The sequence below is a fragment of the Pantoea sp. EA-12 genome (genome assembly GCF_030053355.1).
Taxonomy (GTDB): Bacteria; Pseudomonadota; Gammaproteobacteria; order Enterobacterales; family Enterobacteriaceae; genus Pantoea; species Pantoea vagans_C.
This window is the reverse complement of the sequence record NZ_JASGBY010000002.1, coordinates 236,085-250,872: the sequence shown is the minus strand read 5'-3', so window position 1 is coordinate 250,872 and position 14,788 is coordinate 236,085. Positions and strand designations below refer to the sequence as shown.

At 53.2% G+C, this 14,788-nt stretch carries 12 protein-coding genes; 10 read left to right on the top strand and 2 right to left on the bottom strand.

All coding sequences use genetic code 11. From position 1 onward, the window contains the following. Positions 1-6 precede the first annotated feature (6 nt). Complete coding sequence (locus QMZ30_RS03815) at positions 7-666, top strand: sugar phosphatase (RefSeq protein WP_283226460.1); 660 nt, start codon at positions 7-9, stop codon at positions 664-666. Between the two features lie 281 nt (positions 667-947). Here the strand turns inward: QMZ30_RS03815 and yfbR are convergent, their stop codons facing one another. Both yfbR and QMZ30_RS03805 read right to left on the bottom strand, forming a co-directional pair. Next, entirely contained in the window at positions 948-1,547 is a 600-nt protein-coding gene (gene yfbR / locus QMZ30_RS03810; protein WP_283226459.1) for a 5'-deoxynucleotidase, read from the bottom strand. Between the two features lie 193 nt (positions 1,548-1,740). Next, positions 1,741-2,958, bottom strand: a complete 1,218-nt coding sequence (locus tag QMZ30_RS03805; RefSeq protein ID WP_039336479.1) for a pyridoxal phosphate-dependent aminotransferase — start codon at positions 2,956-2,958, stop codon at positions 1,741-1,743. Positions 2,959-3,925: 967 nt separating this feature from the next. On the opposite strand from QMZ30_RS03805, the gene lrhA reads away from it, so the two are divergent. The 9 genes from lrhA (at position 3,926) to nuoI (ending at position 14,781) form a co-directional block, all read left to right on the top strand. Further along, complete coding sequence (lrhA, locus tag QMZ30_RS03800; RefSeq protein WP_039336481.1) at positions 3,926-4,849, top strand: transcriptional regulator LrhA; 924 nt, start codon at positions 3,926-3,928, stop codon at positions 4,847-4,849. 659 nt (positions 4,850-5,508) lie between these two features. Further along, on the top strand, positions 5,509-5,952 hold the full coding sequence (locus QMZ30_RS03795) for an NADH-quinone oxidoreductase subunit A (protein ID WP_034825074.1): 444 nt from the start codon (positions 5,509-5,511) through the stop codon (positions 5,950-5,952). Positions 5,953-5,967: 15 nt separating this feature from the next. Next, on the top strand, positions 5,968-6,648 hold the full coding sequence (locus QMZ30_RS03790; RefSeq protein WP_007889318.1) for a NuoB/complex I 20 kDa subunit family protein: 681 nt from the start codon (positions 5,968-5,970) through the stop codon (positions 6,646-6,648). 116 nt (positions 6,649-6,764) lie between these two features. After that, complete coding sequence (nuoC, locus tag QMZ30_RS03785; protein ID WP_058969161.1) at positions 6,765-8,564, top strand: NADH-quinone oxidoreductase subunit C/D; 1,800 nt, start codon at positions 6,765-6,767, stop codon at positions 8,562-8,564. 2 nt (positions 8,565-8,566) lie between these two features. Next, positions 8,567-9,082 carry an NADH-quinone oxidoreductase subunit NuoE gene (gene nuoE, locus QMZ30_RS03780; RefSeq protein WP_038645741.1) on the top strand — a complete coding sequence of 172 codons (516 nt, stop codon included), beginning with the start codon at positions 8,567-8,569 and terminating at the stop codon, positions 9,080-9,082. Positions 9,083-9,084: 2 nt separating this feature from the next. Beyond that, entirely contained in the window at positions 9,085-10,425 is a 1,341-nt protein-coding gene (nuoF, locus tag QMZ30_RS03775) for an NADH-quinone oxidoreductase subunit NuoF (RefSeq protein ID WP_197063376.1), read from the top strand. A gap of 104 nt (positions 10,426-10,529) precedes the next feature. Further along, positions 10,530-13,253 carry an NADH-quinone oxidoreductase subunit NuoG gene (gene nuoG / locus QMZ30_RS03770; protein ID WP_282996562.1) on the top strand — a complete coding sequence of 908 codons (2,724 nt, stop codon included), beginning with the start codon at positions 10,530-10,532 and terminating at the stop codon, positions 13,251-13,253. Next, entirely contained in the window at positions 13,250-14,227 is a 978-nt protein-coding gene (gene nuoH / locus QMZ30_RS03765; protein ID WP_282996561.1) for an NADH-quinone oxidoreductase subunit NuoH, read from the top strand. Before nuoG ends, nuoH begins: the two co-directional genes overlap by 4 nt. Before the next feature lie 11 nt (positions 14,228-14,238). Then, entirely contained in the window at positions 14,239-14,781 is a 543-nt protein-coding gene (gene nuoI, locus QMZ30_RS03760; protein ID WP_034825061.1) for an NADH-quinone oxidoreductase subunit NuoI, read from the top strand. Positions 14,782-14,788 lie beyond the last annotated feature (7 nt).

The following is a 14,788-nucleotide window of genomic DNA, read 5'->3' as shown; positions in this document are numbered from 1 at the left end:
CAGCGTGTGAAGTACAGAGGTTTTCTGTTTGATTTAGACGGTACATTGGTGGATTCATTGCCTGTGGTGATTCGCTCATGGTCATTGTGGGGCGAACGCCACGGTATCGCAGCGGAAGAGGTTCTGGACTTCATACACGGCAAACCCGCCATCAATTCACTGCGCCACTTTATGGCTGGCCAGTCTGAAGAGGCAATTCAAGCCGAGTTCCTCTGGCTTGAGCGTCTGGAAGCGGAGGATACCGAAGGGGTTCAAGCTATCCCTGGGGCGAAAGCGCTGCTGGCGACCTTGAATGAGCTGCATATTCCTTGGGCGATCGTGACATCGGGCTCGATTCCGGTGGCGCATGCGCGACATAAGGCTGCCGGGCTGCCGATGCCAGAAGTCTTTATTACGGCGGAGAATATCAAACACGGCAAGCCCAACCCGGAACCCTATTTGCTGGGTGCCGAACGCCTGGGCCTGGCCGCCAGCGAATGCGTGGTGGTTGAAGATGCGCCAGCAGGGATTATTGCCGGTCTGGAAGCGGGTAGCACGGTGGTGGCGGTGAATGCCCCGGCAGATGCACCGCGCTTGCATGAAGTCACTTACCAGGTAAAAACCCTGGAACCGCTGGTGGTGACAATCGACCAGAATGGTACGTTTACACTTTCTCTCAACGCTTAATTTCGCGTGCCCCTAAAATACGCACATAAGTTGAGAAGCCGACTGGGGCTGCATAAGGGCAGGCAATCCGCAGCGCTGAATGGAATGAGGATGCCAGGAGAGCCCGCAGGACGCGGGCGAAAGGTGGCGCTGGAACATGGATGTTCCATCGGCACCGGTCCGTAAGGCAGACGAGTGAAGTGAAGGCACCGCGTGAGCGGCGCGAGGACCGCCAGCCCTTATGCAGCCTCAATCGGCGTCATCGCCCAATTGGCAATCCTAAAGCCTTTACTGCCCCGTCTTTACAACGGCGTATCCTGCGAAATCTCATCCAGCGACAGGCTGAAGCTAGGAATAAAGACTTCCACAAAGTAATCCATCTCAGGTGAGCGGCGTTGCGACAGGGTTTTCTCCAGACGCGCCTTCGCCAGCAAGAATTCGTTATTACCTGCCGATAACTCTTCCAGGCATTTCACATAGGCGCAAAGCGCATCCGCCTGTTTCACCACTGCCTGCTCACTTTCGCTGTGTAAATGCTCATCAATTAAGGGGCGATAGGCATCCTGCAATTCGGGCGGCAGCATATCAATCAGCTTTTGCTGCGCAATCTTCTCTATCTTCTTATATTCGTGGGCGATTTGTGCATTGTAGTACTTCACTGGCGTTGGTAAATCACCGGTTAAGACTTCGCTGGCATCGTGATAGAGCGCCAGCATCGCAATACGTTCCGCGTTGAGATTACCGTTGAACTTCTTGTTTTTAATGATCGCCAGGGCATGCGCCACCATCGCGACCTGAAGGCTGTGTTCAGAGACATTCTCGGTGCGCACATTGCGCATCAGCGGCCAACGGTTAATCAGTTTGAGGCGGGAGAGGTGGGCGAAAAAGTGGCTACGGGTCATGACGGATTCCTGTTGCACGGCGGGGAGTTCTACACTCCCCGAAATAAAAACAGTATATACCCGTCATACTTCGAACCGCAGCTGCGTTTGCTGCGTGTGCTCACCCCAGTCACTTACTCATGTAAGCTCCTGGGGATTCACCCACTTGCCGCCTTTCTGCAATTCGAATTATTTTGGGTATACGCATCACCTATTACTGGCGATAGCCTTGCAGGAAGCGACCAAACTTGCTGATGGCCATTTCAAGGTCATCAACGCGCGGCAGCGTTACGATGCGCACGTGGTCCGGCCATGGCCAGTTGAAGGCAGTACCCTGAACCAGCAGCACCTTCTCTTGCAGCAGGAAATCCAGCACCATCTTCTGGTCATCAAAGATATTGAATTTCTTAGGATCGATGCGTGGGAACATATACAACGCACCTTGTGGCTTAACGCAGCTCACGCCCGGAATGTCGTTAATCAACTCCCAGGCACGCTGGCGCTGTTCGTACAAACGACCGCCCGGTGCAATAAACTCGCTGATACTCTGATAACCGCCCAGCGCAGTCTGAATGGCATGCTGAGCCGGGACGTTGGCACACAGACGCATCGATGCCAGCATCTCCAGGCCTTCGATGTAGCCTTTGGCATGCTTTTTCGGACCGTTCAACACCATCCAGCCCTGGCGGAAGCCGGCCACGCGGTAGGTTTTGGACAAGCCATTAAATGTTACCGTCAGCAGATCCGGTGCCAGCGCAGCAATCGAATGGTGCTGTGCTTCGTCATACAAAATCTTGTCGTAGATTTCGTCGGCAAAAATAATCAGATTGTGTTGACGCGCAATCTCAACCACTTCCATTAGCAGTTCTTTGCTATACACCGCACCGGTCGGGTTGTTGGGATTGATGATCACGATGCCACGCGTACGCGGCGTGATTTTGCTACGAATATCATCCAGGTCAGGGAACCAACCCGCAGACTCGTCGCACAAATAGTGCACCGCTTTACCGCTCGACAGGGATACGGCCGCGGTCCACAGGGGATAATCCGGGGCCGGAACCAGCATTTCATCGCCACTGTTAAGCAACGCCTGCATCGCCTGCACGATCAACTCAGACACACCGTTACCAATGTAGATATCTTCAACGGTAACATCGCGCATATCTCGCGCCTGGTAGTGCTGCATGATCGCTTTACGCGCCGAGTACAGTCCCTTTGAATCACAATAACCCTGCGAACTTGGCAGGTTACGAATCACATCGACCAGGATTTCATCAGGGGCTTCAAAACCAAACGGGGCAGGGTTACCGATGTTCAGTTTGAGGACTTTGTTACCTTCTTCTTCAAGACGCTTCGCTTCTTTCAGTACCGGACCACGGATGTCATAACAGACATTTTCCAGCTTGCCAGATTTATCAATTTGAAAATTCATTATTACCGCCTTAATGGGCAGAGTCCTTTAACCTGCCACCAAAAACAAACCTGCCCAATTTACTCCTCTCATCGTCACAAAAGAAGGGTAGCGCTGGGTTTTGGCGAGTTTGCCAGTTATTCCCGGTGTACGTGGAGTAAAACGCATCTGTTGCGTGTTGGTCTGGTTTATAAGTCTGCAAACTTAAGTAAGTGTGATATTAAATTCTGGGCAAACTGATAGCCGCTGTAAAGCGCGTTATCCATAGGTAAAGCAGGTGATTAAGAAATTTTTTATTCACATCCTGTGCGAAAATTCATTAGCCACATGATGAAATAGTTAAAGGAATCTTGTTGGATGCCGAAGAAGTGTGCACCGGCGTTGAAGCAATAACTGGTGTCAGGGTATGCAGTGCATTCTTATTCACTTTTTCACAGCAGAATGAGGCGCTAACAAGTGAATGATTCAGGCGGTAATTGCGTCTTAAATAGCATTTGTACTGTAACTTTAACGCCTGGTACGGGGTTTCAGAATCGGGGTGGTTAAAAAACGCGCAGGGTTGTGGCAGGATAGGCTGGAAAAGCGTTTTGGTCAAAAATTGCGATGTTTTGAACAAAAACATTTCCCTTTAAAGCGTAAAAATGATTAAGTATAATTTATTATTTGATGCACTTTACCGCTTCGCATCAGCATAACATGATGTTATCCCTTTTTGACCCGCAGGGCCTTTTTGCGGGAAAATAGACAACTACGCAGCTTCCAGCACTTGTACGACATACGTCTTCGGACCAGAAGTTGTTCTGTCTTAAATAGACGGCGCTGCTCTGTTTGCAGAGTGACTTATCCGTCGGTATCCGCCTGACACGTTTTTTTCATGGCATCCTCCACACAGGGCTGCCATTAAGCACCATTACCTCTTATCTCTTTGATAAGTAGGGTAATACACCAGGGTAGTAGTTTTAAAAAATCTTATAAGTGAAGAAAAAACATGACTAATGCAAATCGTCCGATACTGAATCTCGACCTCGATCTGCTTCGTACTTTTGTCGCTGTTGCTGACCTGAATACCTTTGCGGCAGCAGCTGCAGCAGTATGCAGAACGCAATCGGCAGTAAGTCAGCAGATGCAACGTCTGGAACAATTGGTAGGTAAAGAGCTGTTTGCCAGACATGGACGTAATAAACTGCTGACGGAGCATGGCATCCAGTTGCTGGGCTATGCCAGAAAGATCCTTCGTTTTAACGACGAAGCCTGCACCTCTTTGATGTACAGCAATATCCAGGGCGTACTGACTATCGGTGCCTCTGATGATACTTCCGATACCATTCTGCCGTTCCTGCTTAACCGCGTAACGTCGGTGTATCCAAAGCTGGCCATTGATGTGCGTGTTAAGCGCAACCCGTTCATGATGGAAATGCTGAACCAGGGTGAAGTTGATCTGGTGGTCACCACGTCCAGTCCCGGTAATTTCACCTATCAAGTCCTGCGTACATCACCGACTCTGTGGTACTGCGCGGCGGATTACATCTTCCAGCGCGGCGAAGCCATTCCTTTGGTTCTGCTGGATGAGCCAAGCCCTTATCGTGACATGGCGATTGACCATCTCAACGAAGCGGGTATCCCTTGGCGCATCTCTTATGTTGCCTCAACGCTGGCTGCGGTGCGTGCTGCCGTTAAAGCCGGTTTAGGTGTCACGGCGCGTCCTGTTGAGATGATGAGCCCAGAATTGCGTGTTATGGGTGCGGCGGAAGGTCTGCCGGTTCTGCCGGACACGCAGTATCTGTTATGCCGCAATCCAGACAGCGATAACGAACTGGCACTGGCCATCTTCAATGCGATGCAGTCGACCAATGATCCTTACAATCTGAGTGCAAATCCAGACGGTTCTCTGTTGCTGGATGACGAAGAGTAAGGATGACAATAACGGGCCATTCCTCGCAAATGGAATGCCGTTCAATTGTTAAAACTTAGAAAAAAAAGCCTTAGACTGATGATTGTCAGCTAAGGCTTTTTTTATGCGTATTAATTTGCATTTTTCGACGCGATTGACCCCACATAATTTCCTCGCTTTCCAGAAAAATGAAATGCGTTCCATTTTTAATCAAGGTAGAACGTTTTTATCATTCCGTGCCATCTTTTCCAGGGCATCTGCCTGTACCGATCGGCGTTTTTTCCGGCAAAAAACACCATTCTGTGTCTTAGATCAAAAAAATACCCCCTCTAAGGGGGGGGAAATCCCCGCAAGACCTGTCAAAATATGATTGTTAAATGCACGATCCATGCATGTGAATACCCGCTACACTGAAATTAACCTCACAAACTGAAGCGATTTAGCTGGCATGAAGGGGTTCATTTGTTAATAATATGATGCTGGTGTTAATTAATGTTTGAATGCTTTTGTCAAAGTTGACAAAAGGTTATAGAAAGGAGTAAAAAACCCCATAAAAGTGCTGCTTATTTGATAATGACAGCATGGTTTATAAGGTTTTTATCCTTCCCTTGAATCGATGTGGTGTGTTTGCTGCAACAGTGCAGGATGCCAACGCCACTTTTGATGAGTAAGCAAAGAGTATGTCGACAACTACAGAAGTGATCGCTCATCACTGGGCATTTATTGTTTTTATTGTTATCGCGTTTGGCCTGTGTGCCTTTATGTTGACCGGTGGTTGGCTGTTAGGTGGCCGTGCACGAGCGCGTCACAAAGACACCCCGTTTGAATCGGGTATCGAATCCGTTGGTGATACCCATATACGCCTCTCCGCTAAATTCTATCTGGTTGCGATGTTCTTCGTAATTTTCGACGTCGAAGCCCTCTATTTATACGCATGGTCGACCTCAATCCGCGAAAGCGGCTGGGTGGGCTTTGTCGAAGCCGCAATTTTCATTTTGGTGCTCTTGGCTGGCTTGGTTTATCTGGTGCGCATTGGTGCGCTGGATTGGGCCCCTGCGCGTCGTCGCGTCGTGGTCAAATCAATCCCGGTTAGTCACAACCACACCAACCCTCATAAGCAGTAAAAGCGAGGCTATAACATGGACTACACGCTGACACGCGTAGACCCGAACGGCGGCGGTGATAACGATCGTTATCCTTTGCAGAAACAGGAGATCGTGACCGATCCCCTGGAGCAGCACGTTCATCGCAGCGTCTATATGGGCAAGCTCGAACACGCCCTGCATGACATGGTGAACTGGGGTCGTAAAAACTCTCTCTGGCCTTATAACTTCGGCCTTTCCTGTTGCTACGTGGAAATGACCACGTCATTCACTGCGGTGCATGACGTGGCGCGTTTTGGTGCGGAAGTTATGCGTGCCTCTCCACGTCAGGCTGACTTTATGGTGATCGCCGGTACGCCATTTACCAAAATGGCGCCGGTTATTCAGCGTTTGTATGACCAGATGCTGGAACCAAAGTGGGTGATCTCAATGGGCGCCTGTGCGAACTCGGGCGGTATGTACGACATCTATTCCGTGGTACAGGGCGTGGATAAATTCCTGCCTGTCGACGTGTACATCCCTGGCTGTCCGCCGCGTCCAGAAGCCTACATGCAAGCGCTGCTGCTGCTGCGTGAGTCCATTGGTAAAGAGCGCCGTCCACTGTCGTGGGTGGTGGGTGATCAGGGTGTTTATCGCGCCAATATGCAGCCAGAGCGTGAAAGAAAACGCGGCGAGCGCATTGCCGTGACTAACCTGAGAACGCCAGACGAAGTCTAAGCTTCCCGTACACGGATGGCACAGCGGCCGCAGCAGAACATCACAATTTAATGTGTGCCGCCATCCTGACGCCTTCTTTTGAGTGCCTGATAACAGGCCGGAATGGTGAGTAACGTATGACAGATTTAACCACGCAAGATCTCGCACAGCCGTCATGGCAAACCCGCGATCACCTGGACGATCCAGTGGTCGGCGAGCTGCGTAACCGTTTTGGGCCGGATGCCTTTACCGTTCAGGCCACCCGCACTGGCATTCCGGTGGTCTGGGTGAAGCGTGAACAGTTACTGGAAATTGTCGAGTTCCTGCGTAAGCTGCCGAAGCCGTATGTCATGCTCTATGACTTACATGGTTTCGATGAGCGTTTACGTACTAACCGCGCAGGCTTACCTGCCGCGGATTTTTCCGTTTTCTATCACCTGCTTTCGATTGAACGCAACCGCGACATCATGCTCAAGGTGGCGTTGTCTGAAAACGATCTGAATGTGCCAACCATCACCAAAATCTTCGCCAATGCCAACTGGTATGAGCGCGAAACCTGGGAGATGTTTGGTATCACCTTCAATGGCCACCCGCACCTGACGCGCATCATGATGCCACAGACTTGGGAAGGCCATCCGCTGCGCAAAGATTACCCGGCGCGTGCGACCGAATTCGATCCGTTTGAACTGACTAAACAGAAAGAAGATCTGGAGATGGAGGCGCTGACCTTCAAGCCTGAAGACTGGGGCATGAAGCGCAGTACCACCAATGAGGACTTTATGTTCCTCAACCTGGGTCCTAACCACCCCTCTGCGCACGGTGCATTCCGTATCATCCTGCAGTTGGATGGCGAAGAGATCGTCGACTGCGTACCGGATGTCGGTTACCACCACCGTGGTGCTGAGAAGATGGGCGAGCGTCAGTCCTGGCACAGTTACATTCCGTACACCGACCGCATCGAGTATCTCGGCGGCTGCGTGAACGAAATGCCTTACGTGCTGGCGGTAGAAAAACTGGCCGGTATCACCGTGCCGGATCGCGTTAACGTGATCCGCGTGATGCTGTCTGAGCTGTTCCGCATCAACAGCCACTTGCTGTACATCTCCACCTTTATTCAGGACGTCGGCGCAATGACGCCAGTGTTCTTCGCCTTTACCGACCGTCAGAAAATTTATGACGTGGTCGAAGCGATTACCGGTTTCCGTATGCATCCCGCCTGGTTCCGCATTGGCGGCGTGGCACATGACCTGCCGAAAGGTTGGGAGCGTCTGCTGCGTGAATTCCTCGACTGGATGCCAAAGCGTCTGAAAGAGTATGACAAAGCGGCACTGCGCAATACCGTATTGATGGGCCGTTCACAAGGTGTGGCCGCCTACAACATGGATGAAGCACTGGCGTGGGGCACCACCGGCGCTGGCCTGCGTGCCACCGGTCTGGACTTCGACGTGCGTAAATGGCGTCCATACTCAGGCTATGAAAACTTCGATTTCGAGATCCCGGTTGGCGCTGGCATCAGTGATGCCTACACCCGCGTTCAGCTGAAAATGGAAGAGATGTGGCAGTCACTGCGTATTTTGGAACAGTGTCTGAAAAACATGCCGGAAGGCCCGTTCAAAGCAGATCACCCGCTGACCACGCCGCCGCCAAAAGAGCGCACGCTGCAACACATCGAAACCCTGATCACTCACTTCCTGCAGGTGTCGTGGGGCCCCGTCATGCCGGCCAACGAATCCTTCCAGATGATCGAGGCGACCAAAGGGATCAACAGCTACTACCTGACCAGCGATGGCAGCACCATGAGCTACCGCACCCGCGTGCGTACGCCAAGCTTCCCGCACCTGCAGCAGATCCCATCGGTGATCCGCGGCAGCCTGGTATCCGACTTGATCGTTTACCTCGGTAGTATCGATTTTGTTATGTCAGACGTGGACCGCTAATCATGCACGATCAAAAAATTGCTATTCACACTATCGACCCTGATGAGGTCTTTGTGCTGAGCGAGACCGAGCACCACGCTATCGAGCACGAAAAACACCATTACGAAGATGCGCGCGCCGCCTCGATTGAAGCGTTAAAGATCGTGCAGAAGCAGCGTGGTTGGGTGCCTGATGGTGCCATTAATGCTATTGCTGATGTGCTGGGCATCCCAGCCAGTGACGTGGAAGGTGTTGCCACCTTCTATAGCCAAATCTACCGTACGCCGGTTGGCCGTCACGTGATCCGTTACTGCGACAGCGTGGTATGTCACATCACCGGTTTCCAGGGCATTCAGGCTGCACTTGAGCAGAACCTGAACATCAAGCCTGGCCAGACCACAGCCGATGGCCGCTTCACGCTGCTGCCAACCTGCTGCCTGGGCAACTGTGATAAAGGCCCAACCATGATGGTGGATGAAGACACCCACGTTCATCTGACGCCGGAAGGCATCGCCAACCTGCTGGAGCAGTATCAATGACCATTAAACAGATCATTCGTACTGCGGAAACACATCCACTGACCTGGCGTCTGCGCGACGACAAGCAGCCAGTGTGGATAGATGAATATCGCAGTAAAAACGGCTATGTCGGTGCGGAAAAAGCCTTGAAAGAATTCAGCCAGGATGAAATCGTGGCGGCGGTGAAAGACTCCGGTCTGAAAGGCCGTGGTGGTGCAGGCTTCAACACCGGCCTGAAATGGAGCCTGATGCCGAAAGACGAATCCATGAACATCCGTTACCTGCTGTGTAACGCCGATGAAATGGAGCCGGGCACCTATAAAGACCGCTTGCTGATGGAGCAGATGCCGCACCAACTGGTGGAAGGCATGCTGATCAGTGCGTTCGCCTTGAAAGCTTACCGTGGCTACATCTTCCTGCGTGGCGAGTACATCGAAGCAGCTGTTCATCTGCGTCGCGCGATTGCCGAAGCCACCGAAGCCGGCTACCTCGGTAAAAACATTCTCGGCACCGGATTCGATTTTGAGCTGATCGTGCACACCGGCGCAGGGCGTTATATCTGCGGTGAAGAAACGGCACTGATCAACTCGCTGGAAGGCCGCCGCGCGAATCCGCGCTCTAAGCCGCCATTCCCGGCGAGTGCGGGCGTATGGGGCAAGCCAACCTGCGTTAACAACGTGGAAACCTTGTCCAACGTGCCTGCGATCTTCCTCAACGGCGTTGACTGGTACAAAAATATCTCTACCAGCGAAGACACCGGCACCAAAATGATGGGCTTCTCTGGCCGCGTGAAAAACCCAGGTGTGTGGGAACTGCCATTTGGCACCACCGCGCGTGAGATTCTGGAAGATTATGCCGGTGGCATGCGCGATGGCCTGAAATTCAAAGCCTGGCAGCCAGGCGGTGCGGGCACCGACTTCCTGACCGATCAGCATCTCGATCTGCCAATGGAATTTGCCAGCATCGGCAAAGCCGGGAGCCGTTTGGGTACCGCGCTGGCGATGGCGGTCGATCACGAGATCAACATGGTTTCACTGGTGCGTAACCTCGAAGAGTTCTTTGCGCGTGAATCCTGTGGCTGGTGTACGCCATGCCGTGATGGATTGCCGTGGAGCGTGAAGATCCTGCGTGCGCTGGAGCAGAAAAAAGGCCAGCCGGGTGATATCGAAACCCTGCAGCAGCTTTGCCGCCAGCTCGGTCCAGGTAAAACCTTCTGTGCCCACGCACCAGGTGCCGTTGAGCCATTGCAGAGCGCGATTAAATATTTCCGTGAAGAGTTTGAAGCCGGCATTGCGCCGCAGGTGTTTGGTAATACCCGATCGATCGGTGGTATTCAGCCCAACCTGCTGAAAGCGCGCTGGTAATCAGCCGCCGTACACGGAATTCACCCTGAGCCGACCCGGCTTGGGGGACAGAATTAGATGTTTAACGCTCGTCTTAGGGCGAGCCTTACGGAAGCATGTTCACTATGGCTACAATCCATGTAGACGGTAAAGAATATGATGTGAACGGAGCGGACAACCTGTTGCAGGCGTGTCTCTCTCTGGGCCTTGATATTCCTTATTTTTGCTGGCATCCGGCGCTGGGAAGCGTGGGAGCCTGCCGCCAGTGCGCGGTGAAGCAATTCCAGAATGCCGAAGATACCCGCGGTCGCCTTGTCATGTCCTGTATGACACCGGCGTCGGACGGCACCTTTATCTCCATCGACGATGGCGAAGCCAAAGAGTTTCGTGAAAGCGTGGTGGAATGGCTGATGACCAACCACCCGCACGACTGTCCGGTGTGCGAAGAGGGCGGTAACTGCCACCTGCAAGATATGACGGTAATGACCGGCCATAGCTTCCGTCGTTATCGCTTCACCAAACGTACTCACCAGAATCAGGATCTTGGCCCGTTCATCTCGCATGAAATGAACCGCTGTATCGCCTGTTATCGCTGTGTGCGCTACTACAAAGATTACGCAGACGGCAAAGATCTGGGCGTCTACGGTGCCCACGACAACGTCTACTTCGGCCGCCCGGAAGATGGCACGCTGGAGAGCGAATTCTCCGGTAACCTGGTCGAAATCTGCCCAACCGGCGTGTTCACGGACAAAACCCACTCCGAACGCTATAACCGTAAATGGGATATGCAGTTCGCGCCAAGCGTCTGCCAGCAGTGCAGCGTGGGTTGTAACACCAGCCCTGGCGAACGTTACGGCGAACTGCGTCGTATCGAGAACCGTTACAACGGTACGGTTAACCACTACTTCCTGTGCGATCGCGGACGTTTCGGTTACGGCTATGTGAACCGCAAGGATCGTCCACGCCATCCGGTACAGAAACGCGGCAACGATTGGGTCAGCCTCAATGCTGAGCAAGCGGTCAATGCGGCGGCTGATGTACTGCGTCAGGCGAAAAAAGTGATCGGTATTGGTTCACCGCGCGCCAGCATTGAAAGCAACTTTGCGCTGCGTGAACTGGTCGGTGCAGAGAACTTCTCAACCGGTATGCCAGCAGGTGAACAGGCTCGCGTCGAGTTAATGCTGAAAGTGCTGCAGGAGGGCGGAATCTACACGCCTTCTCTGCGCGAAATTGAAAGCTACGATGCGGTACTGGTGTTGGGTGAAGATCTGACTCAAGTGGGTGCGCGCGTGGCGTTGTCTGTGCGTCAGGCAGTGAAAGGCAAAGCACGTGAAATGGCAGCCGCACAGAAAGTGGCGGACTGGCAGATCGCGGCGATCCTTAACATTGGCCAGCACGCCAAACATCCGCTGTTTGTCACCAACGTTGATGAAACCCGGCTGGATGACATCGCGGCGTGGAGCTATCGCGCACCGGTAGAAGACCAAGCGCGTCTTGGTTTTGCTATCGCTAATGCACTGGATGAAACTGCGCCTGCGGTAAATGGCTTCGACAGTAAGCTGAACGGCAAGCTGGATGTGGTGGTACAGGCATTGGCGGGGGCGAAAAAGCCGCTGATCATTTCCGGTACTCACTCCGGTAGCATTGCAATGATTGAAGCGGCGGCCAACGTAGCGAAAGCACTGAAAGGTCGCGGTGCCGATGTGGGGATCACCTTCCTGGCCGGTGCAGCGAACAGCTTTGGTCTCGGCCTGATGGGCGGTCAATCGCTGGATAGCGCACTGGAACAGCTGGATAAAGGCGAAGCGGAAGCGCTGATCGTATTAGAGAACGATCTCTACCGCCACGCGCCAAAAGCCACTGTGGATGCCGCACTGCACAACACTGCACACGTCATTGTGGTGGATCACCAACGTACCGCGACGCTGGAGAAAGCAGGCCTGGTGCTGTCAACTGCCAGCTTCGCGGAGAGTGACGGTACCTCTATCAACCAGGAAGGCCGTGCTCAGCGCTTCTTCCAGGTTTACGATCCCGCTTACTACGACAACAGCATTGTCATGCTGGAGAGCTGGCGCTGGCTGCACTCCCTGCACAGCACGGTAGAAAGCCGTCAAATCGACTGGACGCTGCTGGATCACGTCATCGATGCCACCGTTGCGGCGCTGCCACAGCTGAAAGGCATCAAAGATGCGGCACCGGATGCCAGCTTCCGTATCCGTGGTCAGAAACTGGCGCGTTCACCGCATCGTAACAGTGGCCGTACCGCCATGCGTGCCAATATTAGCGTGCACGAACCGCGTCAGCCGCAGGATAAAGACACCATGTTTGCCTTCTCCATGGAAGGTAACAACCAGCCAAGCGCTCCGCGCTCGCAGATTCCATTTGCCTGGGCACCAGGCTGGAACTCCCCGCAGGCATGGAACAAGTTCCAGGCTGAAGTGGGTGGCAAGTTGCGTCATGGCGATCCGGGTGTGCGTCTGTTTGAAGCCGGTGAAGGCTCATTACCTTGGTTCACTGCCGTACCAGAAAGCTTTGTCGAAGGCGGTCAATACCGTGTTGCGCCTTACTACCAATTGTTTGGTAGTGAAGAGATGACCCAGCGTTCACCGACCTTCCAGAAGCGTATGTCACCTGCCACATTGGTGATTAACCCTGCTGATGCGGAAAAACTGGGTGTGAACAACGGTTCTGCGGTTGAGCTGGTGTGTGCCGGTGAAACCCTGCGCTTGCCGGTCTGTTTCTCTGCTTCCTTGCAAGCAGGGCAGGTGGGGCTGCCGCTGGGAATGCCGGGTGTACCGCCGTTCCTCTCAGGTGCGCAAATTGACAAATTGCAGGAGGCCGCGCAATGAGCTGGCTGACACCGGACGTTATCGACATCCTCATCCAGATCCTGAAAACCATTGTGATCCTGCTGGTGGTGGTGGGTTGTGGTGCCTTCATGAGTTTCGCCGAGCGTCGTCTGCTCGGCTTATGGCAGAACCGTTACGGTCCTAACCGTGTGGGCTGGGGCGGCTCACTGCAGCTTGCGGCTGACATGATCAAAATGTTCTTTAAAGAGGACTGGGTTCCGCCGTTTACCGATCGCTTCATCTTTACCCTGGCACCGGTGATTGCCTTTGTATCACTGCTGCTGGCGTTTGCCATTGTGCCGGTTTCACCGACCTGGATGGTGACAGACCTGAACATCGGTTTGTTGTTCTTCCTGATGATGGCAGGTCTGGCCGTGTACGCCGTGCTGTTCGCTGGTTGGTCGAGTAACAACAAATACTCGCTGCTGGGTGCGATGCGTGCGTCGGCGCAAACGCTGAGCTACGAAGTATTCCTTGGCCTGTCGCTGATGGGTGTGGTGGCGCAAGCCGGTTCGTTCAATATGAACGCCATCGTCGAAAGCCAGGCGCATTTGTGGAACATTATTCCGCAGTTCTTTGGCTTCGTGACCTTCTGCATCGCGGGTGTTGCGGTGTGTCACCGTCACCCGTTTGACCAGCCAGAAGCGGAACAGGAACTGGCCGATGGTTACCACATTGAATATGCCGGTATGAAGTTCGGCCTGTTCTTTGTCGGTGAATACGTGGCCATCACTACAGTTTCAGCGCTGATTGTCACGCTGTTCTTCGGTGGCTGGCACGGACCATTCCTGCCGCCATTCATCTGGTTCGCCCTGAAAACGGCGTTCTTTATGGTGATGTTTATCCTGATTCGTGCTGCGCTGCCGCGTCCACGTTATGACCAGGTGCTGTCGTTCGGCTGGAAAGTGTGTCTGCCGTTGACGTTATTGAACCTGCTGGCGACCGCCGCAGTGATTCTGTACAGCGCGCAGTAAGGGGTTTTGAGATGACTTTAAAAGATATTGTCGTTGGCTTCGGCACGACAGTGCGCAGTATCTGGATGATAGGCATGCATGCCTTCGCCAAGCGCGAAACCCAGATGTACCCAGAAGAGCCGGTATATCTGCCGCCGCGCTATCGTGGCCGTATTGTGTTGACGCGCGATCCAGACGGCGAAGAGCGCTGCGTTGCCTGTAACCTGTGTGCGGTAGCCTGCCCAGTGGGTTGTATCTCACTGCAAAAAGCAGAAACCGTCGATGGTCGTTGGTATCCGGAATTTTTCCGCATCAACTTCTCACGCTGCATTTTCTGCGGTCTGTGTGAAGAGGCTTGCCCAACCACTGCAATCCAGCTGACCCCGGATTTTGAACTGGGTGAATTTAAGCGTCAGGACTTGGTGTATGAGAAGCAAGACTTGCTGATTTCCGGTCCGGGTAAATATCCGGAGTACAACTTCTATCGCATGGCGGGTATGGCGATCGACGGGAAAGAGAAAGGCGAAGCGGAAAACGAAGCCAAGCCAATCGACGTCAAAAGCTTGTTACCTTAAGGAGCCA